The sequence below is a fragment of the Pandoraea nosoerga genome (assembly GCF_902459585.1).
Classification (GTDB): Bacteria; Pseudomonadota; Gammaproteobacteria; order Burkholderiales; family Burkholderiaceae; genus Pandoraea; species Pandoraea nosoerga.
Genome location: NZ_CABPSC010000005.1, coordinates 188,896 through 214,069 on the forward strand (window position 1 = coordinate 188,896; position 25,174 = coordinate 214,069).

Sequence of the window (25,174 nt, forward strand, 5' to 3'; positions counted from 1 at the left end):
CGTTTCCTGCAACTCGATTATCATCTATCTATTGATAGATAGATGATAACGCCCAAATAAATGGGAGACACAGCCCCCGGGACATTGAACCTGCCGGCTCCTCCGAACCTTCCGAGCCTCCCTCCCTGCGCGCCCGCCCGCACGTGGCGGTGTACGACAGGGCGCCCTACGCCCGGCCGCACACCGAAGCGACCACGTCCTCCAGCCGCGACGGCGCCCGGAACAGCCGGGAGGCCATCACGCTGCCCTGGAACCCCGCGAACAGCGCACGGGCGGTGGCCTCGGGCGACGACGTCAGCACCAGCGATCCATCGGCCACGCCTTGCGTGAGCACGTCAGCCAACCACGCCTCGTGCTTCGCGAAGAACTCCTGCACGGCGCGGCGTACCGTCTCGGGCAGCGTCTCGATATCGGCGGCGAGCATGCCGCACAGACAAATGCGATGTCCGTCCGCCGCGATCCGGCCGAAGCCCTGCGCGTACTGCGCGAGTTTCCGCGCGGGAGACAGCGTCTCGCCGATACCGCCCACCCCCTCGTCGATTGCCGCGTCGTAAGCCCGGATCGCCTCGAGCACCAGGTCTTCCTTTGCCGGGAAGTAGTAGTGAATGCTCGACGTCTTCACTCCGACCCGCTCGGCCAGATCCCGATAACTGAAGCCGTTGTAGCCTCGCGTCATCAGAAACGTCTGCGCGTGATCGAGCAGTTGATCCCGGACGGTCGATACGGCTTGCGGTGTCGTTTTGCGATTCATGGAGCGAAGTTTATCTATCAGTAGATAGATAAACAAGTGCTTTTCTCGCCCTCACCGATTGATTTTTTCGATGAGGGCAATAGCCGGGCGCTCGGTGTCAGGCAGGGCCGCCCTCCGTCAGAAGTCGATCTTCGCGTTCAGGCTGACCATGCGCGGGTCGGCTGCCTTGATGTAGTTGTCGTACTGATACTCCCAATACTTGCGATTGGTCAGGTTGGTGACGGCCGCACGCAGCGTGACATCCTTGCCCGAGACGCGTGTGCGATAGGTCGCGCCGAGGTTGATCAGCGTGTAGCCCGACACGGTGAGCGAGTTCTGCGGGTTGAGCGCCGTGCGACCGTTGTAGCGAATGTCGCCGCCGACCGAAAGACCCGGTACGTAAGGAATCTTGTACTCGACGTTGCCCGAGAGCACGAAACGCGGCGCGCCGCCCACGCGATTGCCGTCGAAGCCATTCGTTCGGGCGTACCAGCTGTCGAGCGCCATCGCGCTTGCGCCGACCGTCCACAGCGGGCCGAGCTTCACCGAGCCGGCCAGTTCGATCCCCTGGTAAATCGACTGGCCGTCAGACACGCGCGCGTTGGCGCTGTTCGTGTAGACGGCGCCGCGCTCGATGCGAAAGAGCGCCGCGGTCGTGCTCCAGTTGGCCTGCTCCGTCTTCACGCCGAGCTCGTACTGACGGCTCTTGAAGGGATTGAGCACGGCGCCGGCGTTCGCGTAGGTCGAACCGACCACTTCACCGGCCTCCAGCGCTTCCACATAGCTCGCATAGGCGGTGGTGTTCGCCGCGAGCTTGTACATGACGGCGAGCGTCGGTGTGAATACACCGTTCTTCGAGTAGGTCGAGAGCCCTTGCGCGTTGGTCTGGTCGTAGTTCGTGAAACGCACGCCGCCCAGCACCGACCAGCGGTCCGTGAGTTGCACCGTATCCGCGGCGAAGACCGAGCGCTGCTCGATCGCGCTCGAGCGTTGCGCCTTGAGCGTGGAGCCGTCGCCATAGAACTGGTACGACGCGCCCTGGTACAGATTGCCGGAGTACGTCGAGAAAATGTTGTCCGGATTCGGCGTCGACGGGCTGTACAGATACTGATAGTCGTTCGTCTGGTATTGCGACGCGTAGCCGAACGTCAGTTGGTGCGTGAACGGCCCGGTGCGGACCTTGCCTTCTGCGGTGACCTGCCACGCGTGGAACGTGTTGATTTCGTCGCCCAGATCATTCAGGCCGCGGTAGTCGCCCGCGCCGTTGAGCAGATACAGCGTGGCTTCGTTGCGGTCGCGCGTCGACTTGTTGTAGGCGAAGTTCGCCGAAACCTTCCAGTCCGGATTGATCTGGTAATGCAGGCCCGTGTTGTAGAACTGCGTGATGGTGTTCAGGTGCGTGGCCTGCGTTTGCAGATTCGCATTCGCAATGTTGATCGGGCCCGGCAGCTGGTTGCCGCTGAAATATGCCGTGGAGAGCGAGGGCGACGTGCCCGTGGCGCGGCGATCCTGATACATCGCGTTGAAGTCCCATGTCAGATCCGGCGTGATGCGCGCGTCGAGTGCGAGCGAGACGGTGTCGCGGTTCAGGTTGCCGTCGGTGTATGTGCGGCCTTCCTCGTGCGTATAGTTCAGACGCGCGCCGAACATGTCGTTCGGGCCGGCGCGGCCGCCCAGATCGACGTGCTCGCGCCAGATGCCTTCCGAATGAAAGCCGACGTCCACGCTGGCGATGCGCTCGTCCGTCGGTTTCTTCGTCACGTAGTTCACCACGCCGCCCGGCGCGACGAAGCCGTACATGAAGCCGGTAAGCCCCTTGAGCAACTCGACGCGATCGAACTGCTCGTAGGGCATCGTCACGCCATAGGTCATCACCGGCATGCCGTCGAGCTTGAAGCCGTACTGCCAGTCGATGGGCATGCCGCGCACGTAGATGTAGCCGGCCCACGCGTCGAATGCGTTACTGCCGTCGGTCACGGACGCATCCGTCGAGAACACGTCGCCTAGCTTGGCCGGCTGCCGCTGTTCAAGCTGTTCCTGGCTCACCACGGTGGTGGAGAACGGCGTATCGAGCTGGCTGCGCGAGCCGAGCGCCCCGGACTGGACGGATTGCCTGAGGTTCTGCGGCGTCTCGCGCAGTACCGTGCTGGTGACGGTGGTCGCGCTGAGTTCGGCCTGCGCACCCGCGCCCGTACCGGCGCCAGCGCTGGCGCCGGCGGCGGCCTCGGCGCCGGCATTACCGCTGGCGCCGCTTGCCGTCGACTGCGCGAGAGCCGGGGCGGCGGCGAAGACGAGCCACGCGGCTAGGGCCAGCGGCGCGACGGTGCTGCGGGGCTTGACGGCGTCGCGCGCGACGAGGCGACCGTTCGCACGCGGCGTGCGAGAGGCGTGAGCGAAAGACATTGCTTGAATTCCCGTGTAATGACGAATTTTTTATTAATGAGAATCGTTAACGTTCTCATTTAGATTTTCGGGATATTAGCAAACCTCGGCGCGGCGTCAACAACTGTTGTCACGCGAGAGCGTCGACAACACCGAAATACAACATTTCCGATCCTTACCGGCGCTCGGTGCCGTCGCCCCCGCTCACACCCCGGGCGGCGCCGCCCGTCTCGGCGTGCTCACCAGCGCCGACATCACGTCGCGCATCCAGGCGTTGGCCGGATCGTTGTGAAAGCGCGAATGCCAGTGCAGGTGCAGGTCGTAGGCGGGGACGTTGAACGGCAACGGCACGAGTCTCACGCGGGCGAAGTCGGCAAACCGCCGGCCGACCGACAGCGGCACCGTGGCGATCATGTTCGAATCCGCAACGATGAACGGCACGCCCATGTAGCGCGGCAACGACAATCGCACGTTGCGGTGCACGCCGAGCCGCTCCAGCGTCTTTTCGAACTGGTCCGCGCGACGCCCTTCGGGGCGCACGGCCACATGATCGGCGGCTTCGTATTGCTCCTTGGTCATCGTCTGCCCGATGTGCGGATGATCGATGCGCATCACGCACACGAACGAGTGCTGATACAGCAGCTTCTGCCGAATGGACGCGCTCTCCAGATCGGGAAACACCCCCACCGCGAGGGCGATGTCGCCTTGCGTGAGCCCCGCCTCGAGTTCCTGCGGCGTGGGTGCCACCGTCTTGATCTTCACATGCGGCGCCACGCCGTCCAGATGCTTCAGCAAGCGCGGCAGGAACACCATCTCGCCGATGTCCGACATGCACATCACGAACGTTTCGCGCGACGACGCGGGATGAAACGTCGGGCGCGGCAGGATCTCGTCCTGGATCAGATACAGCATGCGCGTGACCGGCTCGGCCAGTTCCTGCGCCCGAGCGGTTGGCTCCATGCCGCGCGCGGAGCGCACGAAGAGCGGGTCGTCGAACATCGCGCGCAGTTTCGAGAGCGCAAAACTCATGGCCGGCTGGCTCAAGCCGAGCACGATGCCCGCCTGCGTCACGCTGCGCGTGCGCATCATCGCGTCGAAAGCCTTGAGCAGGTTCAGGTCAACCTGGTGAATATCCATATTTTGGATTTACCAAATAAATCGGATCGAATTGACGGATTATATTCGGCTACCTAGCATGGGTCACCGTCTTCGAGAAGCCACCGAAGAGTGCGTCCGGGACGGCGTTTTTCACCGAAAAAACGTTGGAGTGAGACACCATGCCTCGTCGCTTGCGAAGCAATTTCCCCCGTGGTTCCTATCTGTGGGCGGTGCGCGCTGCCCAATGGCGTGCGCTGGGCATCGCCGAAGAAGATCTCGAAAAGCCGAAGATCGCCATCGTCAATTCGTCGTCCGAGCTTGCGAGCTGCTTCAGCCATCTGGACGGCGTCGCTGCCGCGCTCAAGGAGGCCATTCGCGCCGCCGGTGCCCTGCCCTTCGAAATCCGCACGGCCGCACCGAGCGACTTCATTACCGGCGCGGGTGCGCGCGGCGCCTACATCCTGTCGGCCCGCGACCTCGTCACCAACGACATCGAAGTCGCCGTCGAAGGCGCCCTGCTCGACGGCATGGTCTGCCTGGCCTCGTGCGACAAAACCGTGCCCGGACAACTGATGGCCGCCGCGCGGCTCGACATCCCGAGTCTCATCGTCGCCTGCGGCTATCAGGCGAGCGGCGAATATCGCGGCAAGCACGTCGATATCGAAGACGTGTTCGTCGGCGCCATGCACGTGGTGACGGGTGATCTGCCGGTGGAAGAACTCGTCGGCATGAGCCGCCATGCCATCCGCGGCCCCGGCGTGTGCTCGGGCCTCGGCACGGCCAACTCGATGCATCTCGTGAGCGAAGCCCTGGGCATGGCGCTGCCGGGCAGCACGCCCGTCGCGGCCAACAGCGAGCGGATGTTCGCGACGGTGCGCGACGCCGGCAAGCGCATCGTGGAGATGGTCGAGGCCGATCTCACGCCGCGCAAGATCCTCACGCCGCAGGCGTTCGCCAACGCCGCCATGGCGGTGCTCGCCGTGGGCGGGTCGATCAACAGCGTCAAGCACCTGCAGGCCGTGGCCACCGAGGCGCAGTGCGACGTCGACGTCTACCACCTGTTCGAATCGCTGGCCGACCGGATCCCGGTGCTCACGGGCATTCGCCCCGTCGGCGAGGACACCATCGAGGCGTTCGACGCCGCCGGTGGAGCGCGCGCCGTGCTGCGCCGTCTGCTGCCGTGGCTGCACGGCGATGCGCTCACCGTCAGCGGCGCCACGATGGCGCAAAACGTGCAGGACGCTCCCATCCACGACGACGACGTGATCCGGCCCGTCGAGCGTCCGTTCGCTTCGCGCCCCGCCATCGTGCTGCTGCGCGGCAACCTCGCCCCCGAGGCGGGCATCGTGAAGTTCGGCATCTCGCCCGACAAGGCGCGCCGCTTCGAAGGCGCGGCGCTGTGCTTCGATACGTCGGACGCCGCGATCGAGGCGCTGCGCCGCGGCGACATTCGTCCCGGCCACGTGGTCGTCATGCGCGGCGCCGGCGTGTGCGGCGGGCCGGCCATGGGCGGCGGGGCGTCGCGCGTGGTGTTCGCCATCGACGGTGCAGGGCTGAGCGAATCGGTCGCGCTGCTCACGGACGGCCACCTCTCCGGGCTCGTGTGCAAGGGACTCGTGGTCGCGGAAATCGCACCCGAAGCGGCCACGGGCGGGCCGCTCGCGCTGGTGCGCGACGGCGACACCATCGTCATCGATCTCGACACGCGCCGCTGCGACGCGCTGCTCGACGACGCCCAATGGGCCGAACGCCGCCAACAGTGGCGCGCGCCGGCGTGCAGCACCGCGCGCGGCTGGCTGAAACTCTATCGCGAGAACGTGTCGCCGATGCCGCAGGGCGCCGTGCTGAGCGGGCGCAACGGCCACGGAGAGCGCGCATGAGCGCCCCCGCCACGGTCGACGTCGATCAGGTCGTCGAGACACAAAAGGTCGGCAGCTTCTCGATCCGCATCATCGTGCTGATGGGATTGATGATGCTCACCGAGGGCTACGATCTCGGCGCCCTGTCGTTTGCCGCGCCTGCCATCGGGCGCGCCTGGGGCATCGATCGCGGGGCGCTGGGCCCGGCGTTCGGTGCGTTCGTCTTCGGCACGATGCTCGGCGCCTTCGTGCTGGGCTATCTGGGCGACGTCATCGGGCGCAAGCGCGCGATCCTCGTCGGCTCGAGCATCCTCGCCGCGCTCACGCTGGCCGTGGTATTCGCGAGCGACCTGCGCACGCTGCTCGTGCTGCGCTTGCTTGCCGGCATCGGCATTGGCGGCGTCGTGCCCAACGCCATCGCCTACATGACGGAATTCGCGCCGCGCCGGCTGCGCGCGACATGGGTCACGCTGATGTACACCGGATACAGCGTGGGCACCGGCCTGGGCGGCGTGGTGGCCGCGTGGATGATCCCGCGCTTCGGCTGGCAGGCGATCTTCGTGATCGGCGGCGTGGGGCCCTTGCTGGCGGCCGTCATGCTCGCGCTCTGGGTGCCCGAGTCGATCCGCTTTCTCGCGCTCAAGCGGCGGCGCACGCACGAGATTGCGCGCGTGGCCGCGCAGCTTCACCCCGGCAAGGTCTTCAACGCGCAGATGCAATACGTGGTGAGCAGCGAGGCGACGGGCGCACAGCACGCTCGCCTGCGGCAATTGCTCGCCGGCCGGCTGCGGCGCGTCACGCCCCTGTTGTGGGCCGTCTATGTCGCGAACTCGATGGCGCTGTTCTTCCTCGTCAGCTGGCTCCCCATGCTCATCGAAGCCATCGGCGTGCCGCCCGCGCGCGCGGCGCTCGTCTCCAGTGCTTTCTCGGTGGGCGGCACGATCGGCGGATTGGCGCTGATGCGATTCGTCGATACACGCGGCGCGCTGATCGTCGCGGTGCTGCCGCTGATCGGCTGCCCGCTCGTGGCCGCGCTCGGTTCGGGCATTGCGCAAAGCGCGTTGATCGCGGCTGTATTCATGATCGGCTTTTGCGTGGTCGGCGCGCAGTTCGGCCTGAATGCCGTGGCCGCCATGGTGTACCCGACGGCGTTGCGCGCCAAGGGGGTCGGCGTGGCGGTCGGTATCCAGAAGATCGGCGCCATTGCGGGGCCGGTCATCGGCGGCGCCCTGCTCTCGCTTCACTGGCCGGTGAGCGCCCTGTTCTACTTCGGCGCGGTGCCGGTCGGACTCGTGGCGATCTTCGCCTTCGCGCTCGGCATGCTTCATCGCCACGACGGCGGCGCGCCGCCAGATCCCGCGCCGCATCGCGCAAGGTCGGCGTGAGCGCCCCAACACACAACATTCCACAGGAGACAACATGCTTCAGGTCACTGCGATGCGTGCTTCGACGGCCAATGCCGCCCCCACGCCGCCCGACTTCGTGGGCCTCGTGCACGACTTCGATACCGCGGCGCCCGTCGACGCCGAGACCGCGCGCGCCATCGACGACGCCATGACGCACTACGGCGTACTCGTGTTTCGCGCTCAATCGCTCACGCCGCAGCAGCAGCTCGATTTCGCCAGCGCGCTCGGCCCGCTCGACGTCGGCTTCAAGCGCGTGGCCAAGCCGCACAACCGCCTCGGCCACGACACGCTCGCCGACATCTCCAATCTCGACGAAAGCGGCGCGATCGTCGGTCGCGAGCATCGTCGCATCGTCGGCAACATCGCCAACCAGCTGTGGCACAGCGACAGCTCGTTCCAGCGCCCCTCGGCGCGCTACTCGATGCTCTACGCCGTCGTGGTGCCACCGGCGGGCGGACAGACCGAGTTTGCCGACATGCGCGCCGCGTTCGAAGCGCTGCCGGCCGATCAGCAGGCGTGGCTGCGCGAACTGAAGGCCGAGCACGACGCCCTGCACTCGCGCTTCCTTCTCGGCGACACCGAGTACGACGCCGCGCAGCGCGCCGCGATTGCGCCCACGGTCTGGCCGCTCGTGCGCCAGCACCCGGGGGGCCGATCGTCGCTGTTCATCGGCGCCCACGCGAGCCGCATTCTGGGCATGACGATTGCCGAAGGCCGCATGCTGCTGCTCGACCTGCTCGAACACGCCACGCAACCGGCGTTCGTCTATCGGCATACGTGGCAGCCGGGCGATCTGGTCATGTGGGACAACCGCTGCACGCTGCATCGTGGCCGGCGCTTCGACTTCTCGCAGCGCCGCGAGCTGCGACGCGCCACGACGCTCGACGCCTGAGGCGAACCGATGCGCTCGCGCCTGCGGCGGCCGACGCCCCGAAGCTGCGGCGCCCCCACTCTCACCAAGGAGCTTTCCCCATGCAACTGACCCCCGACGAGCAGGCCATGCTCGACGGCGCCCAGGGCCCCGCCGTACAGAAGGCCATGGACCTGCTGGTGCGCTATGGCGAGGCGCTCGGCGCCGAACGCCTCGTCGACACCAACAACGTGTGCGGCACGCTCGGCGCGACCACGCCGTTCCTGCGCGAGTTCGGCACGCGCGGCGGCGCGCTCGATCTCGATGCCGTGTTCTCCGAATTCAACCTCGACAGCGCCGAAGTCGTGCCCGTGCCCCCGATGAAGGCATACAGCAGCCACCTGCAGCAGGGCTTCGACCCCGAGCATGCCGAGCGGCAAGGCATTGCGCCGGAGGTGGTCACGCTGTACCGCGCCGGCGAAGCATACGCCGGGCGTCTCGGCGTGCAGCCGCTGCACACGTGCGCGCCGTACCAGGTGGGCAACGTGCCGGTGCGCGGCGAGCACTGCGCATGGATGGAGTCCTCGGCGGTGGTGTACATCAACGCCGTGCTCGGCGCGCGCAGCAATGCCGAGGGCCGCGAGAGCGCGGGCGCCGCCATGGTCACCGGCAAGATTCCGTACTGGGGCCTGCATCTCGCGCAGAACCGTTACGGGACCGATCTCGTGCAGGTCGAGGTGCCGATCGACAACGTCTTCGAATGGGGGCTGCTCGGCTACTACGTCGGCGAAGTCGTCTCGGAAGGCATTCCCGTGATGCAGGGCATTCGCGGCCCGGCCAACCTGCCGCGCCTGAAGCACTTCGGTGCGGCGGCCGCGTCCTCTGGCGGCGTCGAGATGTATCACATCGTGGGCATGACGCCCGAAGCGCGCACGCTCGACGAAGCGTTCGGTCCGCGCAGGCTGCGCCAGACGCTGCGCTACGGCGCCGCCGAGCGACGGCTCGCCTACGAGCGCGTGAACACCACCGCGCGCGATCGCGACATCGATTTCGTGATGCTCGGCTGCCCGCACTACTCCATCGAACAGATCTGGGAAGTCTGTCAGCTGCTCGAAGGCCAGAAGGTGCACGAAAACACCGAGCTGTGGATCTTCACGCCGCGCGCCACGCGGCAACTGGCCGATCAGGCCGGCTACACGCGGATCATCGAAGCGGCCGGTGCGCATCTGATGAGCGACACCTGCTCCGCGCTCGGCCGCGTCGTGCCCCGCGGCACGCGTGTGGCCGCCGTCGATTCGGCCAAGCAGGCGCACTACTTGCCGGCCATCATGAACATCCAGGCGTGGTGCGGCACCACGGCCGAGTGCATTTCGGCCGCCGTCAGCGGTCGCTGGACAGGAGCGCTGGCATGAGCACCACGACACCAACGACACGGCAGGACGCTGGCCAGGCGCCCGGCGCGCACGAGACGCGGACCTTCTTGCTGCATGGCCGGCGCGTGGTCGGCGGACGCGCCGAAGGCGAGGCGCTCGTCACGCGCGATCGCATCTCGGGCTGGGGCGGCATCGATCCGCGCACCGGCACGGTGATCGAGACGCGCCACGAGCTTCGCGGCGTGAGTTTCGCCGGCAAGGTGCTCGTCTTCCCCGGGGCGAAAGGCTCGTCGGGATGGTCGAGCCAGTTCCACATCGCCCGGCTGGCCGGCGCCGCGCCCGTTGCCATGCTGTTCAACGAGATGACGACCAAGATGGCGCTCGGCGCCGTCGTCACGCACGCGCCGGCGCTGACGGACTTCGACCGCGATCCGCTCTCGCTCATCCGGACGGGCGACTGGGTGGTCGTCGACGCCGATCGCGGCGTGGTCGAAGTGACCCGGCGCGTCGCGCCCCTTCCCTGAACCGGCTTTTACTGGAGACGCCATTGGACACCCAATTGGACACCCATATTCGCGTGGTACGCCGCGCGACCCATCCCCCTGCCTGGCACGTCGACGCCGACATCTGCATCGTCGGCGCCGGTATCTCGGGCACCTCGGCCGCGCTCGAGGCGGCCGCGCTCGGCCGCAAGGTCGTGCTCGTCGACAGCCTGCCCGCCCTGGGCGGCCAGGCCGTCAACTCGATCATCGGCACGTTCTGCGGCCTGTTCTCGAACGGCCCCGGGCGCTTTCAGGTCACGCACGGGATTGCCGACGGCATTTTGCGCGACCTCGGTGCGCAAGGCGCGCTGCACTACAAGGAAGGCCCGCTCACGACCGTGGTGCTGTACGACGAAGTCGCGCTCTCGCGCTGGATCGAGCGCAAGATTCTCGAAGCGGGCGTCACGGTGATCCTGGGCGCCGTCATCGGCCACGTCGCCCGGGAAGGCCGCCGCGTGCAACGCGTGACGCTCGCCACGCGCTACGGCGACGTACACGTGGACGCCAGGGGCTTCATCGACGCGAGCGGCGACGCCGCCCTTGCCTGGAACGCGGGCCTGTCATGCCGCGAGCCGGCAACGCCGGTGCACGGCACGCAGATGGTCGTGCTCGAAGGGCTCGACGAGACGCACGCGCCGACGCCGGCCGAATTCAAGGAGCGCGTGGCGAGCCGCGCGAACGCCTACGGACTCGAGCGCAAGGACGGGCTCGTGTTCTATTTCCGCGGCCGCAACATCGGCATCGCCAACATGACGCACATCGAGACGCCGCTCGAGCCGGTGGCCGCCTCGCATACGGCGCTCGTGGGACGCGATCAGGCGGACCGCGCCTTCGAGTTCCTCAAGGCGGAATATCCCGACGTCTACCGCAACGCGCGCATTCGCAGCTACGGGCTGCCCGGCATCCGGCAAACGCGCTGGATCGTCGGCACGCACACCCTGAGCTCGGACGAAGTGATCGCCGCCACGCAGTTCCCCGACGCGGTCGCGCGCACGTCGTGGCCGATCGAGCTGCACGACCGTCCGGAAGGTTATGTCTGGCAGCCCTTCGGCGACGACCACCTGCACACCGTGCCGCTGGGCAGTCTGCTCGCGGCGGACGCCGACAACGTGGTCGCCGCAGGCCGCTGCATCGATGCCGACGCCAGCGCGCTGTCGAGCGTGCGCGTGATGGGGCCGTGTATCGCGATGGGCGCGGCGGCGGCGCATGCGCTCGACCTGGCCGACACCGGCAGCGTCCACGAGATCGACCGCGCGGAGTTGCGCCGCCGTATCGCGGACAACGTCGATCGGATCGACCCGCCGCATCTGTCATGAGACGTGGCGCGCCTCGCGGCAAGGCGCGTGCGGCGCCGGACGCGACGCGGCATGGCGCGAGGCGGGCCGAAGCGAGGTGACGACGTAGTGAAACTTGCCGGGAAGGCGCGCATATACGTGCGGCCTCCCGGGTTCCTGAAGCCGGCGCTTACGGGCGACCCGGCATATGGAGGAGACATGGCAACGCTGCAATCGATGGATATCTCGCGTCTCATCGACGCGCAAAAGCCCGGGCGCTTCGCATTTCTGACCATCTTCTGCGCCTGGATTCTGATGCTCACCGACGGCTACGAACTCACCGCGCTCGCCTACGCGGCGCCCTCGCTGGTGCGCGACTGGCAGATTCCGCGCGCCGCACTGGGCCCCGCGTTCGGCATCAACGTGTTCGGGATCATGGTCGGCTCGATCCTGTTCGGCATTCTCGGCGACCGCTACGGACGCAAGCGAGCGCTGCTGTGGGGCGCGCTCTGGTACGGTGTGCTCACGCTCGCGACGGTCGGCGCGAGCACCATCGACCATCTGCTGATCCTGCGCTTTCTGGCCGGCGTCGGCATCGGCGGCGCGGTGCCCAACGCTTTCGTACTGATCTCCGAGTTCGCGCCGAAGCGCCTGCGCGCCACATGGGTCACGCTCATGTTCACCGGCTATACGCTCGGCGCGAGCCTGGGCGGCGCGGTCGCGGCCATGCTCGTCGGTCCATACGGATGGCAGGCGATCTTTCTCATTGGCGGCATCGCGCCGATCGCCGTGGCCGCCGTGCTCGCCGTGGTGATGCCCGAGTCGCTGCGCTTTCTCGTGCTCAAGGGCTGGCGTCCCGCCGAAGTCGTGCGGCTCGTGCGCAGGATCGATCCGGCGGCCAACGTCGACACGTCCACGCGCTTTTACGTTGGCGACGAGCCCGCGCCCACGCCGTTTCGCTGGGCCATGCTCTTCGAGGGGCGCCTGCGCACGCTCACACCGGTGCTGTGGCTCGCCTACATCGCCAATTCGATGGCGCTCTTCGCACTGCAGAACTGGCTGCCGCTGCTCGTCGAAGCCGTGGGCGTGCCCGCCAGACAGGCCGCGCTGGTCTCGGCGATGTTCTCGATCGGCGGCACGGCCGGCGGGCTCGCGTTGATGCGCTTCATCGACCGTTACGGCGCGCGCATGATCGTGTTCCTGCCGCTCGTGGGCTGCCCGCTCGTCGCGCTGCTCGGCAGCGGCATGCCGGCAATGCTGCTAAGCGCCGTGGTGTTCCTCGTCGGGTTCTGCGTGGCCGGCACGCAGTCGGGGCTGAACGCCGTGGCGCCGACCGTCTATCCGAGCGCGATTCGCGGCAAAGGCACGGGCACGGCCATCGGCGTGGCCAAGATCGGCTCGATCTCGGGACCGATGATCGGCGGCCTGCTGCTCTCGCTCTCGCTACCGGTCTCCACGCTGTTCGTGGCGGCGGCCGTACCGGTTGCCGTCGTCGTGCTGCTCGCGCTGGTGCTCGGGCGCACGACCCGCCATGCCGGTGCCGACGGCGCTCCGGCTGCGTCGGCAGCTTCGGCCGCAGCCAAGAGCTGAGACGCCGGCGCCCCGGCCGGGCGATGCGGTTTCGCACGAGCGCGGCGCGCCGCCGCACGCGGCCCCCCATTCATTACAAGACATCTACAGGAGACAACATGATCCAACGCCCTGCGCGCGTGGGACGGCCCTTCTCGTGCCCGCCCGATCGCCACACCGAGTTCGCCGGCCCGGTCCGGGCCGCCTGCACGCCACGTTCGCGTCGCATGGCGCGCACGCCGGCGCGCCTCGCCGCCCTGGGGCTCGCTGCCGCCGGCCTCGGGCTGAGCCCGTTGCCGGCGCTCGCACAAAGCTCGGTGCAGCTCTACGGCATCATCGACAACGGCATCAGCTACACGAACAATGTCGCGTCCAGTGTGGGCGCCAAGGGCGCGAGCCGCGTGGGTCTGGCCACAGGCTTCGGCAGCGGCGACCGCTTCGGCCTGACCGGCAGCGAAGACCTCGGCGACGGCACGAAGGCCATCTTCACGCTCGAGAACGGGTTCAGCGGCATCAACGGCGCGCTCGGGCAGGGCGGGCGCATGTTCGGCCGGCAGGCGTTCGCCGGATTGTCCAATCCCCGCTGGGGCACGCTGACCTTCGGGCGCCAGTACGAATTCGGTTTCGTCTATCTGTCGCCGTTCGAATCGTGGACGCAGTTCGGCAGCATCTATGGTGCGCACGTGGGCGACGTCGACAACACCTTCTCGACGTTCCGCCTGAACCAGTCGGTCAAGTACGAGTACTCGCCGATGGCCGGCCTCACGCTCGGCGCGCTCTACGCGTTCAGCAACCAGAGCGCGAACTCGGGCAGCAGCGGCTTCGCGAACAACCGCGCGCTCGGTTTCGGCATCCAGTTCCAGCGCGGGCCGCTCGCCGCGGCGGCATCATTTCTGCATCTGAGCAACCCGTCGGCGTCGGCCGCCACGTCGACCAATCCGGGCGGCGCCATCGGCGACGAATACACGCTCTCGACGAGCCTTTTCTACAATTCGGGTTTCGTCTCGCGTCAGGACGTGATCGGCGTGGCGGGCAGCTACCGCTTCGGCAACGCGCGCGTGAGCGCCGTGCTCACCGACACGCGGCTGCGCTACCAGAGCGGGCAGGACCTGCGCGTGGACAATTACGAAATCAACACGCGCTACCAGTTCACGCCGGCGATCATGGCGGGCGTCGGCTACATCTTCACCGATGCTTCGGGCTATACCGGCGCGGGGGCGACGTCGTTCGCCTCGGGCACGCGGGCGCGCTGGCATCAGATCGACGCGGGCGCCGCCTATTACTTCTCCAAGCGCACGGACCTGCATGCGTCCGTGATCTATCAACGCGCCGCGGGCGATGCGACAGTGGCCGCGATCAACGCGTTCGGCCCGGCCGGCGCCGGCGTAAGGAACCAGGTGGCCGTGCTCGCGGGGCTGCGCCATCGGTTCTGATCGCGTGCGAGGCGTCACGCGCGTCGAGCGGCGTCCAATGTCGCATCCGGCATCGAGGCCGGGGTCCGGCGATTTGCAGGCGCAGCACCTGTTAGCGCATCGAGGCGAAATTCAGATCCCGATTGCGCGCCCATTATCAGGTTACCTGTGAATTGCCGGGCACCTCGGGGCACGAGACAATGGTGAACCCGGCGGCATATCCGTTGGCGACCCCACTGTGAACCCGTTGGTGAACCGATTGGTGAACTGATTGGTGAACTGATTGGTGAACTGATTGGTGAACGGCCAAATAGGCTAGTATTGCGGCACTGTCGCCGACCGGGCGGCCAATTGACTGGAACGCCGGCCCTCATCCGGGGCCGCGAGCGCACTGTGGTATGGAACTCGACGCCATTGATCTGAAGATTCTGCGGGAGCTGCAAGCCGACGCCCGCCTCACCAACGTAGAACTCGCCTCGCGGGTGAACCTGTCCCCGTCGCCGTGTCTCGCGCGCGTCAAGGCGCTCGAAGCGGCGGGCTACATCCGGCAGCGCGTGACGCTGCTCGATCCTTCCCGCCTCGGGCTGCACATCAACGTCTTCATCCACGTCACCCTCGAGAACCAGAATCGCGATGGGCTCGACGCCTTCGAGGCCGCCGTCACCGCGTTGCCCAACGTCATGGAGTGTTACCTGATGTCGGGCGATGCCGACTACCTGCTGCGCGTCATGGTGAGCGACATGAGCGCCTACGAGACGCTCATCACCGATCGCCTTTCGCGCATTCCGGGCATTCGCAACATCCGTTCGAGCTTCGCGCTCAAGCAGGTCATGTACACCACGGCCGTCCCGGTGCCCGACGCGCCAAGCGATGCCTGAGGGCGCGTCGTCCGCGGCGGCCCGCGCGCGAGCGCCGCATGGCGGCGCCGGCCACCAGATCGCCCTGCACGCCGCGGCCATGCTGTTCGGCGCCTCGGCGCTGTTCGGCGAGCATATCGCCGCGTCGAGCACCATGATCGTGTTCGGGCGCGGACTCTTTTCCTGGATCGCGCTCACGGTCATTGCCCTCGCGGGACTCGCGGGCTTGCGCGCCGCGGCTCGGCTGTCGGGCGGCGCACCCTGGCGCGGCCTGCCGGCGAGCGCCGCGCTGCGGCTCGTCGTCGCGGGGGGGCTGCTTGCCGTGCACTGGCTCGCGTTCTTTCTCGCGATCAAGGCGGGCGGCGTCGCCGTCGGCACGCTCGGCTTCGCGTGCTTTCCTGCGTTCGTAATCCTGCTCGAATGGCCGCTGCGGCGAGAACGCCCCGGCGCGGGCGATCTCGGCGTCATCGGCCTGGTGTGCGTAGGACTGGCGCTCGTGACGCCGGCCTTCGACTGGCGCGCCGGCGCGAGCGTCGGCCTCGCGTGGGGTGTACTCTCAGGCGCCATCTATGCCGTGATCGCACTGTCCAACCGCGTGCTCGGCGCGCAGGCGTCGCCGCTGCAGGCGAGCTGGTGGCAATGCCTGGGCATCGTGCTCGTGCTCGCCCCGCTCGCATGGCGCGAAGCGCTCACGCTGCCCGCCGCGCAGTGGGGCTGGCTCGCGTGCCTGGGCGTGGTGTGCACCGCGCTCGCCTACACGCTCTTCATTCACGCGCTGCGCGCCGTCAAGGCCAGTCAGGCAGCTGTCGTGATCGCGCTGGAGCCGGTCTACGCCATTGCCTTTGCGTGGGCCCTGTTCGGCACGTCGCCCACGTTGAAGATGGCCGTCGGCGGCGTGTGCATCGTCGGGGCCGTTGCCTGGTCCGGCGCCATGCGCTCGCGCCGCGCCTCGCGCTGAACGGCGCGAACGCCCGGACTTCCCGGGCGTGCCGTGCAGGCTTTGGGCGCCGTCTCAGATGAACATGCCGCCCGAGGCCTCGATGCGTTGCGCATTGATCCAGCCGGTCTCCTCGGCCAGCAGCGACGCCACCATGCCGCCGATGTCGTCGGCCTCGCCCACGCGGCCGAGCGCCGTATTCGTCGCGACCATCTGGTGCACGCTATGGTTGTCGCGCACCGTGCCGCCGTTGAAGTCGGTGGCGATCGCGCCGGGCGCGACCGTGTTGGCGCGAATGCCGCGTGCGCCCAGCTCCTTGGCGAGATAGCGCGAAAACACTTCGATGCCGCCCTTCATCATCGCGTAAGCCGACGAGCCCGGCAGCGAGAAACGCGCCAGACCGCTCGACACGTTCAGAATGCGGCCGCCGTCGGCGATCAGCGGCAGCAACGCCTGCGTGAGAAAGTACGGGCCTTTCAGATGCACGCGCACGAGCTCGTCGAACTGCGCTTCGGTGGTCTCGGCGAACATGGCGTGCAGTCCCGTGCCGGCGTTGTTCACCAGAAAGTCGAACGTGTCGCGCCTGAACACCTCGCGCAGCACGCGACGGATTTGCGCCGCGAACGGGGCGAACTGCGCGGCGTCCGCGACGTCGAGCGGCAACGCCACCGCATTCGCGCCGAGCCTGTCGATTTCGGCGACGACGGCGTCCGCTTCGGCGCGCTGGCTGCGATAGGTGAGGATGACGTCGATGCCGCGACGTGCCGCCGCCAATGCCGATGCACGGCCCAGTCCACGGCTGCCGCCGGTGATGAGTACGATCTTGCGAGTCATGGTGATTCTCCTGTGAGCATCGGGCCCCGCCGCGCGGGCGGCGGCCCCGTTGAACGACGCGTCGACCGGCCTGTACACCGCCCGTCGCGTCCCGTGTTCGCGCCGCACCCGCCTTGCTGCATGCCGGGCGCCTCGCTATGTTCAACATGCTATTGCAACGAATTTCACCAATAAATCAGGCAAATTTAATTACACTGATCAAGTTCTGATAACAATCGATCGACGGATCGCGACTCGCCATGCATCAGCTCGACGCCATGCGCATCTTCGTGCGCGTAACTGAAACCGGCAGCTTCACACAGGCGGCCGACAGCCTCGGCCTGCCGCGAGCGAGCGTCTCCAACGCCATCAAGCAGCTCGAGACGAAGCTCGGCACGCGTTTGCTGCACCGGACCACGCGGCGGGTACAGCTCACGCAGGACGGGCAGGCATGCCTGGAGCGATGCCAGGACCTGCTCGCCGACATGGAGGAATGGGAAACGATGTTCGTGGCGAGCGACGAGGCGCTCACGGGTCGTCTGCGCGTAGACCTGCCGGCCACGCTCGCGCGCACGACCGTCATTCCGCAATTGCCCGCGTTTCTCGCCCAACACCCGGCGCTGCGGGTGGAGCTGTCGAGCACCGACCGACGCGTGGACCTCGTGCGCGAGGGCTTCGACTGCGTGCTGCGCGTGGGCGCCATCGGCGACTCGACGCTGATCGCCCGCCCGCTGGGCCGCATGCGGCAGATCAACGTGGCCAGTCCGGCGTATCTCGAACGCTACGGCGTGCCGCAAACGCTCGAGGATTTGAGCGCTCATCGGCTGGTGTACTACACGACCACGCTCGGTACACGCCCGGCCGGATGGGAGTATTTCGACGGCGAGCGCTACGCGCAATGGCCCATGGAGGGCGTGCTCACCGTGAACAACGCCGACGCCTATCAGGCGGCGTGCCTCGCCGGGCTCGGCCTGATCCAGGCGCCCGAGAGCGGCGTGCGCGGACATCTGGCGGAAGGGACGCTGCGCGAAGTGCTGCCGCAATATCAGGCCGAGCCGCTCGCCGTCACGCTGCTCTATGCCAATCGGCGGCATCTGCCGCGCCGCGTGCAGGCGTTCATGAACTGGCTGGCCGATCTGCTCACGCCGCGCCTGACGGCCACTTGAGCCAGCGGTAGCGCGCCTTGCCGGCCCACGGCCCACATCCGGTCGACGTCAATGACGGCCGTTACTGCGCCAGCCCGCGCTCGACCATCGCAACGAGCCGATGACCGAGAGCATCGACCTCGTTGTCGGGTAAATCGCGTAGCGGACCGTCGATGACGAGCACCGACAGCCCGTGCACCGCCGCCCACGCCAGATATTCGGCGCCGGGTCGCTGTGCCGGATCGATGATGCCCGCGGCCAGCATGCCGTCGAGCGCCGCACCGAGCAATTCGAACGGATTCAGCCCGCTCGCCCCCGCCTTGGCCGGATCAGCGGGCGAACGCACGTTCTCCGACGGCGCGAACGCCGTGTGAAAGAGCCCCGGCTCGGCCCGCGCAAAACGCAGATAGCCCACGCCCACGGCCCGCATGCGCGCCCGCGCCAGCGCCACGCGGTCGAGCGAAGGCAGCGCGATGAGCGCCGATAGCTCGCGCTCGATGGCCACCGCCAGCTCGGCGAGCGCCGCCGAGCGCACGGCGCCGAGCAGATCCTGACGATTCGCGAAATGCCGGTACGCGGCGTTTGGCACGACGCCGGCCCGGCGCGTGGCTTCGCGCAGCACCACGGCGTCGGGCCCTCCGTCGCGCGCCAGTGCGATTCCCGCTTCCAGCAATGCCCGGCGCAGATCGCCGTGGCGGTACGTCGTGCGCGCCGGTCCCGTCGTCGTTTCTTGTTCTGACATTGCAACTCCTTGTGGACAGTGTCCATTATGTCTGCTATTGTTTGTGTACACCGTCCACAAAGACAAGTGGCAGCGCCCTCGCGGTCGGCGAATCACCCGCATTGCGGGCAATGCGCGCGATCCGTTGCAGCGGCGCCCCCCCGGCGCACGGTGCATGGCGGCGCCGGAGGGCGCCGTGAACGTCGCCGCTGTTGCAGTCCCCATCGGTAGTCACTCGTTTTGCATCAGGAGGCACTATGGTTGAGACGTATCCCGCACACGGCGACGAGGCCGCGATCCGTGCGATCCAGTCGGCATGGCTCGACGCCGTGCGCACCAAGCAGGTTGGCACGCTGCTCGATCACTACGACCCCGAGGTCGTGGTGTTCGACGTGATGCCGCCCACCGAGCATCGCGGCCATGACGCCTATCGCCGCCTGCTCGAAGGCTGGTTCGGCCACACCGTGGGGCCGATCCACTTCGAAGTCACGCAATGGCATCTCGAATGTGCCGGTGAACTGGCGTTCAGCCACAGCGTGAATGTCGTGCGCAATACCGGCCCGGACGGGCAAACGCACGGGGCCACCGTGCGGGCGACGGTGGCGTATCGCAAGTCGCAGGGTCGCTGGCGCGTGGTGCACGAGCATGCGTCCGTGCCGATGATGTTTGCGCCCTGACCCGCAGGCGCTTCGCGTTTTTCCCCCGCGGGATGAACGGGGCCACGAAACCATGCAGCCATGAAGTCATGAACTGGCCCCCCTTTTCTGACATATCCAGGAGCGTTCCATGCAAGTCCATTCCTATCTGTTTTTCGAAGGCCGCTGCGAAGAAGCGATCGAGTTCTACAAGAACGCGCTCGGCGCGAAACCGGGCATGCTCATGCGTTACGGCGACAGCCCGCAGGGTTGTCCGGAAGGCATGATTCCGCCGGGCAGCGAGCAGAAGATCATGCACGGCGAGATCACCGTCGGCGAGACGATGCTGATGGTCTCGGACGGCAGCGTGAGCGGCAAGCCGAAGTTCGACGGTTTCTCGTTGTCGGTCGACTTCCCGGACGCGGGCGCCGCCGAAAAGGCGTTCAACGCGCTCGCCGACGGCGGCTCGGTCACGATGCCGCTGGGGCCGACCTTCTTTGCAAAGACGTTCGGCATGGTCAAGGACCGCTTCGGCATGCAGTGGATGGTCATCGTGCCGCAGGAAATGCCGAAGGGCTGACACGGCTGCCCCTGGCCTCACAGCACCGTGGGGCCAGGGCGGCGCACGGACGCCGGGGCGCGGGCGGCGCGCATGCACCCCGGCATCCGCCCGCTGCCTGGTACGGCGCCCGATCCCTACCCGGGTCGCGTCCGCCGCAAGCCGTCCGTCCCCCTCCGCCCCCCTCGGTTTCGCCCCGTCCGTGCGCGCCCATCGGTGCCCACCCGTTCCTGTCCATCCCTGCCCAACGCGTCGGGCAAGCCTGTGCTATCGTCGCCGCCATGTCATCCGTGATCTCAATCCAGAATCTGTCGAAGACTTACGCGACCGGCTTCCAGGCGCTCAAGAACATCAACCTGGACATCCGGCGCGGCGAGATCTTCGCCCTGCTCGGCCCGAACGGCGCGGGCAAAACCACCCTCATCAGCACCATCTGCGGCATCGTGCGCCCGAGCTCGGGCACGATCACCGTCGACGGTCACGACATCGTCACCGACTACCGCGCCGCGCGCGAAGCCATCGGCCTCGTGCCGCAGGAGCTGACCACCGATTCGTTCGAGTCGGTCTGGGCCACCGTCTCCTTCTCGCGCGGGCTGTTCGGCAAGCCGGCGAACCCCGCGTACATCGAAAAGGTGCTGCGCTCGCTCTCGCTGTGGGAGAAGAAGGACAACCGCATCATGCAGCTCTCGGGCGGCATGAAGCGGCGCGTGCTCATCGCCAAGGCGCTCTCGCACGAGCCGCGCGTGCTGTTCCTCGACGAGCCGACCGCCGGCGTCGACGTCGAACTGCGCCGCGACATGTGGCGTCTCGTGCAATCGCTGCGCGAGACCGGCGTGACGGTGATCCTCACCACGCACTACATCGAGGAGGCCGAGGAAATGGCCGATCGCGTGGGCATCATCACCGGCGGGCAGATCACGCTCGTGCAGGAGAAGACCGAGCTCATGCGGCGCCTGGGCAGCAAGCAGCTCACGCTGCACATTGCCGAGCCGCTCACGAGCGTGCCGGAATCGCTGGCCGCCTACGGGCTCACGCTCGGCAATGCTGGCCACGAACTGGTGTTCTCCTACGACGCCAATATCGAACAGACCTCCATTGCCGCCCTGCTGCGCGACGCGGAGCGCGCCGGCATCTCGGTGAAGGATCTGAACACGACGCAAAGCTCGCTCGAAGACATCTTCGTCTCGCTCGTGCACAGGAAGGAAGGATGAGTCGCGCCATGAATCTCTACGCCGTCAAGGCGATCTACAACTTCGAGATGGCGCGCACGCGCCGCACGCTCATGCAGAGCATCATCTCGCCGGTCATCTCGACCTCGCTCTATTTCGTGGTGTTCGGCGCGGCCATCGGCTCGCGCATCCCGGAGATCGAAGGCGTGCCTTACGGGGCCTTCATCGTGCCGGGCCTCATCATGCTCTCGCTGCTCACGCAAAGCGTGTCGAACGCCTCGTTCGGCATTTACTTTCCACGCTTTACCGGCACGATCTACGAGGTGCTCTCGGCGCCCGTGTCATACATGGAAATCGTGGTCGCCTACGTGGGCGCGGCAGCGACGAAGTCGATCATTCTCGGGGTGATCATGCTGGGCACGGCCGCGCTGTTCGTGCCGCTGCGTATCGAGCATCCGCTGTGGATGATTCTCTTTCTGGTGCTCACGGCGGTCACCTTCAGCCTGCTCGGCTTCATCATCGGCATCTGGGCCGACGGCTTCGAGAAGCTGCAACTCGTGCCGCTGCTCATCATCACGCCGCTCACGTTCCTCGGCGGCAGCTTCTACTCGACGCACATCCTGCCGCCGTTCTGGCGCACCGTCACGCTGTTCAATCCGGTCGTGTATCTGATCAGCGGTTTTCGCTGGAGCTTCTACGGACTGGCGGACGTGAGCGTCGGTGTGAGCCTGGGCATGACGCTCGTTTTCCTCGCCGTCTTCCTCGCCGTCGTGGCGTGGATGTTCAAGACCGGCTACCGCCTCAAGAGCTGACGCCGGGGCCGGCGGCGCCGCCCCGGTGTATCGCGCCGGCCGCGCCGCCGCGCTTCAGAGCGGCGGCGTCTCGCGAAAGGCGGGCAGCGCCTCGGCGCGCGCCGAAAAGCCGGCAAGCTCGGGAAACTCGCTGCCGAAATCGACCTCCGGCAGCAGCAGCTGATGAAAACGCCACGCCACGGCGACCGTCACGCCATGCTCGCCGATCTGGTCGGGCGTTGCCACGATCGGCGCTTGCGCCAATTCCAGTTCCAGCGCCCGAAACGCCGCATGCACCTGCTTGCGCACGCGCTCCGTCCACGGTGCATGCCGCTTTTCGCTCGGGCGCAGCTCGCGCTCGTACACGAGCTGCACCGACTTCTCGCACGCGGCCAGCGCCAGGCCGGTGAGTCGCAGCGAGCGCAAGTGCGCCGCCGGCTCGACCGGCACCAGACGCCGCTCCGGATCGACCAGCGATTCCAGGTATTGGAGGATGAGGGTGGAGTCCATCAGCACGGTGCCGTCGTCGGTCACGAGCGTCGGCGCCTTGACGACCGGGTTGATGGTCGCGAATTCGTCGAACGTGCGGAACACCGAGAGCGAACGGTGCGTGTACGGCAGGCCGAGCAGCTTCAGACAGATCGCCGTGCGGCGTACATAGGGGGAGTCCAGCATTCCAATCAACTGCATGTGTCGCTCCTGTGGGTGGCAGCGCAGGTCGCCGCCGATATCGGTATGCTCGAGCGTTCGCGCGGAACGACGGCAACGGGCGAGGCCCGCATTCGCACAAGCATAGCGGACGCCCGTCGGCGTGCAAATCGAATTCCATTGCGCTTTTGTGTGAATCTCGCTCACATGCAAGGGCGGGCGGGCACGTCCGACGGGAACCTGCGATGCTGCTGCCTGTCACCTGCGAGTGACGGGCATGACAGGTAGAATGATTCGCATGGCCGACTCGACAGGGAGACGTTTCATGAACATCCTGATGGTGCTGACCTCGCACGACCGCCTCGGCGACACGGGCAAGAAGACCGGCTTCTGGCTCGAGGAGTTTGCCGCCCCCTATTACGTGTTCATCGACGAAGGACTCGACGTCACGCTGGCATCGCCCGCCGGCGGCCACCCGCCGCTCGACCCGAAGAGCGACGAGCCCGATGCGCAGACGGAGGCGACACGCCGCTTCCGCGAAGATCCCGACGCCCAGAAGGCGCTGGCCAACACACTCCGGCTCGCCGACGTCAACGCCGACGACTATGACGCGCTCTTCTATCCCGGCGGCCACGGCCCGCTCTGGGATCTCGCCCAGGACCCGAATTCCATCCGTCTGATCGAAACGTTCGAGCGCGCGGGCAAGCCCATCGGCTTCGTCTGCCACGCGCCGGGCGTGCTGCGCCAGGTGCGCGCCGCAAACGGCGAGCCGCTCGTGCGCGGGCGCCACGTCACCGGCTTTTCGAACGACGAGGAGGCCGCCGTCGGCCTGACCGACGTCGTGCCGTTTCTCGTCGAAGACGAGCTCAAGCGACTGGGCGGGCGCTACGAGAAAGCGGACAACTGGCAATCGCACGTGGTCGGCGACGGGCGCCTCGTCACCGGCCAGAACCCCGCGTCCTCCGAGGAGGCCGCCCGCACCGTACTTGCCATGATGGAACCGCGCCTGCCATGAGCATGACGACCGCTGCCGTGGACGTGAGGCGCCTGGTGCCGGCCGACGCCCTCGCCTTCCAGGCGTTGCGCCTGTCCGGACTGCAGGCTTACCCGCAGGCATTCGGGTCGAGCTACGAGGAAGAGAAGGACTGGCCGATCGAGCGCGTGCGCGAGTGGCTGGAAGTTCGTCCCGACGCCGGCGTGTTCGGCGCGTTCGACGAGACGGGGCGTCTTGTCGGCACGCTCGGGCTGGCGCGTCAGAAGCGTCCGAAGTTCGCGCACGTCGGCTTTTTGTGGGGCATGTACGTGCACCCGGACGCCATGGGCCGCGGCGTCGGCCGAGCGCTCGTCGACGCCGCGCTCGCGCTGGCGCGCTCGCAACCCGGACTGCGCCACGTCACACTGCAGGTCAGTGCCGACAATCGTGCCGCTATCGCGCTGTATCAATCGTTCGGCTTCGTCGAGATTGGACGCGAGCCCGACGCCATGCGCGCGGGCAATGCGTTTGTCGACGAGCTGCGCATGTATCTGCCGATCGCGACGCGCTAACGCATGCCGCGTGCGATGCCGCGCGGGGCGCTGCGCGCGCCGCACCGGTCGCACGCGACGTTCGTGCGTCAGATCTTTTCCATCTCGTATGGCCCGAGGTAGTCGGCCTTGCCGACTTTCACGCCTTGCGCCCGCAGGATGTCGTGCGTGGTCGTCACATGGAAGTAGAAGTTCGGCAGCGCGAACTTCAGCAGATAGTCCACCGCGCCCATCGTCGTCTGGTGCTCCCTGAACTTCAGCGTGATGCTGCGCGCCTCGGCGCCTTCGAAGCGGTCTTCCAGGATTCCGGCGATGTACGCCTCCGTGTTGGCGATACGATCGCGCAATTGGTCGAACGTGGTCTCGTTGTCTTCGAAGCGCGGCGACTCCGTACCGGTCAGCCGGGCCACGGCGAATTTCGCCGTATCGCTCACGCGCTGCACCTGCCCGATGAAGTCGAGCATGTCCGGGGCGAGCCTTGCCTTGAGGATCGACTCTGGAGCAAGGCCGGCGGCGTTGCAATGCGCACGTGCGGCCTTGATGTAGTCGGCCATGACGGTCAGGCCGCGCAGGTAGACGGGAATCGTGGCGCGATAAAGGGAAATCGGCATCGGAAAACTCCTCGGTAGAAGGCGCCGTGACGTGGCATCGCCAGGCGAGCGCGAGTCAAAGTGACATGCTAGCAGCGCTGCGCGAATCGCGCCGTGCAGCGGGTCGGATGGCGAACGGGGTGTGTCGCGCGCTGCATGGCAACGCTCCCGGCATGGGCCTCGTTGCACGGTGATATGCTTCACGGGCGCGCCGAGCGGCGACTGCAAGCGGTCAGGCGAAGACATGCCCCGTGACGACAGGCGCGCCGTACCGAACGTGTGGAACGTGC

General features: G+C 67.1%; 24 protein-coding genes. 17 read left to right on the forward strand and 7 right to left on the reverse strand.

The window, feature by feature from the left end; translation table 11 throughout:
* Positions 1-166: 166 nt before the first annotated feature.
* From PNO31109_RS09140 to PNO31109_RS09150, 3 genes are all read right to left on the reverse strand, one after another.
* On the reverse strand, positions 167-751 hold the full coding sequence (locus PNO31109_RS09140; RefSeq protein ID WP_150555292.1) for a TetR/AcrR family transcriptional regulator: 585 nt from the start codon (positions 749-751) through the stop codon (positions 167-169).
* A gap of 117 nt (positions 752-868) precedes the next feature.
* Positions 869-3,133 carry a TonB-dependent siderophore receptor gene (locus tag PNO31109_RS09145; protein WP_150555293.1) on the reverse strand — a complete coding sequence of 755 codons (2,265 nt, stop codon included), beginning with the start codon at positions 3,131-3,133 and terminating at the stop codon, positions 869-871.
* A 183-nt stretch (positions 3,134-3,316) separates the two neighbouring features.
* Complete coding sequence (locus PNO31109_RS09150; RefSeq protein WP_150555294.1) at positions 3,317-4,249, reverse strand: LysR family transcriptional regulator; 933 nt, start codon at positions 4,247-4,249, stop codon at positions 3,317-3,319.
* A gap of 140 nt (positions 4,250-4,389) precedes the next feature.
* On the opposite strand from PNO31109_RS09150, the gene ilvD reads away from it, so the two are divergent.
* The 10 genes from ilvD to PNO31109_RS09200 all read left to right on the forward strand — a co-directional run bounded on the left by ilvD (position 4,390) and on the right by PNO31109_RS09200 (position 16,310).
* On the forward strand, positions 4,390-6,090 hold the full coding sequence (gene ilvD / locus PNO31109_RS09155; RefSeq protein ID WP_150555295.1) for a dihydroxy-acid dehydratase: 1,701 nt from the start codon (positions 4,390-4,392) through the stop codon (positions 6,088-6,090).
* Entirely contained in the window at positions 6,087-7,454 is a 1,368-nt protein-coding gene (locus PNO31109_RS09160; protein WP_150555296.1) for an MFS transporter, read from the forward strand. The genes ilvD and PNO31109_RS09160 overlap by 4 nt, the downstream gene beginning before the upstream one ends.
* A gap of 34 nt (positions 7,455-7,488) precedes the next feature.
* Positions 7,489-8,367: a TauD/TfdA dioxygenase family protein gene (locus tag PNO31109_RS09165; RefSeq protein WP_241014283.1), complete on the forward strand. Its 879-nt coding sequence runs from the start codon at positions 7,489-7,491 to the stop codon at positions 8,365-8,367.
* 80 nt (positions 8,368-8,447) lie between these two features.
* Positions 8,448-9,737, forward strand: coding sequence for an aconitase X (locus PNO31109_RS09170; protein WP_150555297.1), 1,290 nt, complete (start codon positions 8,448-8,450; stop codon positions 9,735-9,737).
* Positions 9,734-10,222 (forward strand): aconitase X swivel domain-containing protein, encoded by a 489-nt coding sequence (locus PNO31109_RS09175; protein ID WP_150555298.1) that lies wholly within the window; start codon positions 9,734-9,736, stop codon positions 10,220-10,222. Before PNO31109_RS09170 ends, PNO31109_RS09175 begins: the two co-directional genes overlap by 4 nt.
* Positions 10,223-10,245: 23 nt before the next feature.
* Positions 10,246-11,556 (forward strand): FAD-dependent oxidoreductase, encoded by a 1,311-nt coding sequence (locus tag PNO31109_RS09180; protein ID WP_241014285.1) that lies wholly within the window; start codon positions 10,246-10,248, stop codon positions 11,554-11,556.
* A 177-nt stretch (positions 11,557-11,733) separates the two neighbouring features.
* Positions 11,734-13,104: an MFS transporter gene (locus tag PNO31109_RS09185; RefSeq protein ID WP_150555299.1), complete on the forward strand. Its 1,371-nt coding sequence runs from the start codon at positions 11,734-11,736 to the stop codon at positions 13,102-13,104.
* A gap of 98 nt (positions 13,105-13,202) precedes the next feature.
* Positions 13,203-14,516 (forward strand): porin, encoded by a 1,314-nt coding sequence (locus PNO31109_RS09190; RefSeq protein WP_241014287.1) that lies wholly within the window; start codon positions 13,203-13,205, stop codon positions 14,514-14,516.
* A gap of 377 nt (positions 14,517-14,893) precedes the next feature.
* Positions 14,894-15,373 (forward strand): Lrp/AsnC family transcriptional regulator, encoded by a 480-nt coding sequence (locus PNO31109_RS09195; RefSeq protein WP_150555300.1) that lies wholly within the window; start codon positions 14,894-14,896, stop codon positions 15,371-15,373.
* Positions 15,366-16,310 (forward strand): DMT family transporter, encoded by a 945-nt coding sequence (locus PNO31109_RS09200; RefSeq protein WP_150555301.1) that lies wholly within the window; start codon positions 15,366-15,368, stop codon positions 16,308-16,310. The genes PNO31109_RS09195 and PNO31109_RS09200 overlap by 8 nt, the downstream gene beginning before the upstream one ends.
* A 54-nt stretch (positions 16,311-16,364) precedes the next feature.
* On the opposite strand, the gene PNO31109_RS09205 is transcribed toward PNO31109_RS09200, so the two are convergent.
* Positions 16,365-17,123 (reverse strand): SDR family NAD(P)-dependent oxidoreductase, encoded by a 759-nt coding sequence (locus tag PNO31109_RS09205; protein ID WP_150555302.1) that lies wholly within the window; start codon positions 17,121-17,123, stop codon positions 16,365-16,367.
* A gap of 239 nt (positions 17,124-17,362) precedes the next feature.
* Here PNO31109_RS09205 and PNO31109_RS09210 point away from each other — a divergent pair, with 239 nt between their 5' ends.
* Positions 17,363-18,268 carry a LysR family transcriptional regulator gene (locus PNO31109_RS09210; protein WP_150555303.1) on the forward strand — a complete coding sequence of 302 codons (906 nt, stop codon included), beginning with the start codon at positions 17,363-17,365 and terminating at the stop codon, positions 18,266-18,268.
* Between the two features lie 61 nt (positions 18,269-18,329).
* Here PNO31109_RS09210 and PNO31109_RS09215 read toward each other — a convergent pair whose 3' ends face one another.
* Positions 18,330-18,989, reverse strand: coding sequence for a TetR/AcrR family transcriptional regulator (locus PNO31109_RS09215; RefSeq protein WP_150555304.1), 660 nt, complete (start codon positions 18,987-18,989; stop codon positions 18,330-18,332).
* A 236-nt stretch (positions 18,990-19,225) separates the two neighbouring features.
* On the opposite strand from PNO31109_RS09215, the gene PNO31109_RS09220 reads away from it, so the two are divergent.
* The 4 genes from PNO31109_RS09220 to PNO31109_RS09235 all read left to right on the forward strand — a co-directional run bounded on the left by PNO31109_RS09220 (position 19,226) and on the right by PNO31109_RS09235 (position 22,143).
* The gene (locus tag PNO31109_RS09220) at positions 19,226-19,645 is read left to right on the forward strand and encodes a YybH family protein (protein ID WP_150555305.1); all 420 of its coding nucleotides are present in this window, start codon (positions 19,226-19,228) and stop codon (positions 19,643-19,645) included.
* Positions 19,646-19,754: 109 nt separating this feature from the next.
* Positions 19,755-20,183 (forward strand): VOC family protein, encoded by a 429-nt coding sequence (locus PNO31109_RS09225; protein ID WP_150555306.1) that lies wholly within the window; start codon positions 19,755-19,757, stop codon positions 20,181-20,183.
* A gap of 260 nt (positions 20,184-20,443) precedes the next feature.
* Positions 20,444-21,373 (forward strand): ABC transporter ATP-binding protein, encoded by a 930-nt coding sequence (locus PNO31109_RS09230; RefSeq protein ID WP_150555307.1) that lies wholly within the window; start codon positions 20,444-20,446, stop codon positions 21,371-21,373.
* 8 nt (positions 21,374-21,381) lie between these two features.
* Complete coding sequence (locus PNO31109_RS09235) at positions 21,382-22,143, forward strand: ABC transporter permease (RefSeq protein ID WP_150555308.1); 762 nt, start codon at positions 21,382-21,384, stop codon at positions 22,141-22,143.
* A gap of 54 nt (positions 22,144-22,197) precedes the next feature.
* Here PNO31109_RS09235 and PNO31109_RS09240 read toward each other — a convergent pair whose 3' ends face one another.
* Positions 22,198-22,812, reverse strand: a complete 615-nt coding sequence (locus PNO31109_RS09240) for a glutathione S-transferase (RefSeq protein WP_150555309.1) — start codon at positions 22,810-22,812, stop codon at positions 22,198-22,200.
* 283 nt (positions 22,813-23,095) lie between these two features.
* Between PNO31109_RS09240 and PNO31109_RS09245 the strand changes: the two genes are divergently transcribed.
* Together PNO31109_RS09245 and PNO31109_RS09250 are read left to right on the forward strand one after the other, a co-directional pair.
* Positions 23,096-23,785 carry a type 1 glutamine amidotransferase domain-containing protein gene (locus tag PNO31109_RS09245; RefSeq protein ID WP_150555310.1) on the forward strand — a complete coding sequence of 230 codons (690 nt, stop codon included), beginning with the start codon at positions 23,096-23,098 and terminating at the stop codon, positions 23,783-23,785.
* On the forward strand, positions 23,782-24,315 hold the full coding sequence (locus tag PNO31109_RS09250; RefSeq protein WP_150555311.1) for a GNAT family N-acetyltransferase: 534 nt from the start codon (positions 23,782-23,784) through the stop codon (positions 24,313-24,315). Before PNO31109_RS09245 ends, PNO31109_RS09250 begins: the two co-directional genes overlap by 4 nt.
* 68 nt (positions 24,316-24,383) lie before the next feature.
* Here the strand turns inward: PNO31109_RS09250 and PNO31109_RS09255 are convergent, their stop codons facing one another.
* The gene (locus PNO31109_RS09255) at positions 24,384-24,905 is read right to left on the reverse strand and encodes a DUF1993 domain-containing protein (RefSeq protein ID WP_150555312.1); all 522 of its coding nucleotides are present in this window, start codon (positions 24,903-24,905) and stop codon (positions 24,384-24,386) included.
* Positions 24,906-25,174: the final 269 nt, after the last annotated feature.

Bases quoted from the DNA above. Each gene is read 5' to 3' on its own strand.
- PNO31109_RS09140 (WP_150555292.1), bottom strand. From the start codon at position 751: ATGAATCGCAAAACGACACCGCAAGCCGTATCGACCGTCCGGGATCAA.
- PNO31109_RS09145 (WP_150555293.1), bottom strand. From the start codon at position 3,133: ATGTCTTTCGCTCACGCCTCTCGCACGCCGCGTGCGAACGGTCGCCTC.
- PNO31109_RS09150 (WP_150555294.1), bottom strand. From the start codon at position 4,249: ATGGATATTCACCAGGTTGACCTGAACCTGCTCAAGGCTTTCGACGCG.
- ilvD (WP_150555295.1), top strand. From the start codon at position 4,390: ATGCCTCGTCGCTTGCGAAGCAATTTCCCCCGTGGTTCCTATCTGTGG.
- PNO31109_RS09160 (WP_150555296.1), top strand. From the start codon at position 6,087: ATGAGCGCCCCCGCCACGGTCGACGTCGATCAGGTCGTCGAGACACAA.
- PNO31109_RS09165 (WP_241014283.1), top strand. From the start codon at position 7,489: ATGCTTCAGGTCACTGCGATGCGTGCTTCGACGGCCAATGCCGCCCCC.
- PNO31109_RS09170 (WP_150555297.1), top strand. From the start codon at position 8,448: ATGCAACTGACCCCCGACGAGCAGGCCATGCTCGACGGCGCCCAGGGC.
- PNO31109_RS09175 (WP_150555298.1), top strand. From the start codon at position 9,734: ATGAGCACCACGACACCAACGACACGGCAGGACGCTGGCCAGGCGCCC.
- PNO31109_RS09185 (WP_150555299.1), top strand. From the start codon at position 11,734: ATGGCAACGCTGCAATCGATGGATATCTCGCGTCTCATCGACGCGCAA.
- PNO31109_RS09190 (WP_241014287.1), top strand. From the start codon at position 13,203: ATGATCCAACGCCCTGCGCGCGTGGGACGGCCCTTCTCGTGCCCGCCC.
- PNO31109_RS09195 (WP_150555300.1), top strand. From the start codon at position 14,894: ATGGAACTCGACGCCATTGATCTGAAGATTCTGCGGGAGCTGCAAGCC.
- PNO31109_RS09200 (WP_150555301.1), top strand. From the start codon at position 15,366: ATGCCTGAGGGCGCGTCGTCCGCGGCGGCCCGCGCGCGAGCGCCGCAT.
- PNO31109_RS09205 (WP_150555302.1), bottom strand. From the start codon at position 17,123: ATGACTCGCAAGATCGTACTCATCACCGGCGGCAGCCGTGGACTGGGC.
- PNO31109_RS09210 (WP_150555303.1), top strand. From the start codon at position 17,363: ATGCATCAGCTCGACGCCATGCGCATCTTCGTGCGCGTAACTGAAACC.
- PNO31109_RS09215 (WP_150555304.1), bottom strand. From the start codon at position 18,989: ATGTCAGAACAAGAAACGACGACGGGACCGGCGCGCACGACGTACCGC.
- PNO31109_RS09220 (WP_150555305.1), top strand. From the start codon at position 19,226: ATGGTTGAGACGTATCCCGCACACGGCGACGAGGCCGCGATCCGTGCG.
- PNO31109_RS09225 (WP_150555306.1), top strand. From the start codon at position 19,755: ATGCAAGTCCATTCCTATCTGTTTTTCGAAGGCCGCTGCGAAGAAGCG.
- PNO31109_RS09230 (WP_150555307.1), top strand. From the start codon at position 20,444: ATGTCATCCGTGATCTCAATCCAGAATCTGTCGAAGACTTACGCGACC.
- PNO31109_RS09235 (WP_150555308.1), top strand. From the start codon at position 21,382: ATGAATCTCTACGCCGTCAAGGCGATCTACAACTTCGAGATGGCGCGC.
- PNO31109_RS09240 (WP_150555309.1), bottom strand. From the start codon at position 22,812: ATGCAGTTGATTGGAATGCTGGACTCCCCCTATGTACGCCGCACGGCG.
- PNO31109_RS09245 (WP_150555310.1), top strand. From the start codon at position 23,096: ATGAACATCCTGATGGTGCTGACCTCGCACGACCGCCTCGGCGACACG.
- PNO31109_RS09250 (WP_150555311.1), top strand. From the start codon at position 23,782: ATGAGCATGACGACCGCTGCCGTGGACGTGAGGCGCCTGGTGCCGGCC.
- PNO31109_RS09255 (WP_150555312.1), bottom strand. From the start codon at position 24,905: ATGCCGATTTCCCTTTATCGCGCCACGATTCCCGTCTACCTGCGCGGC.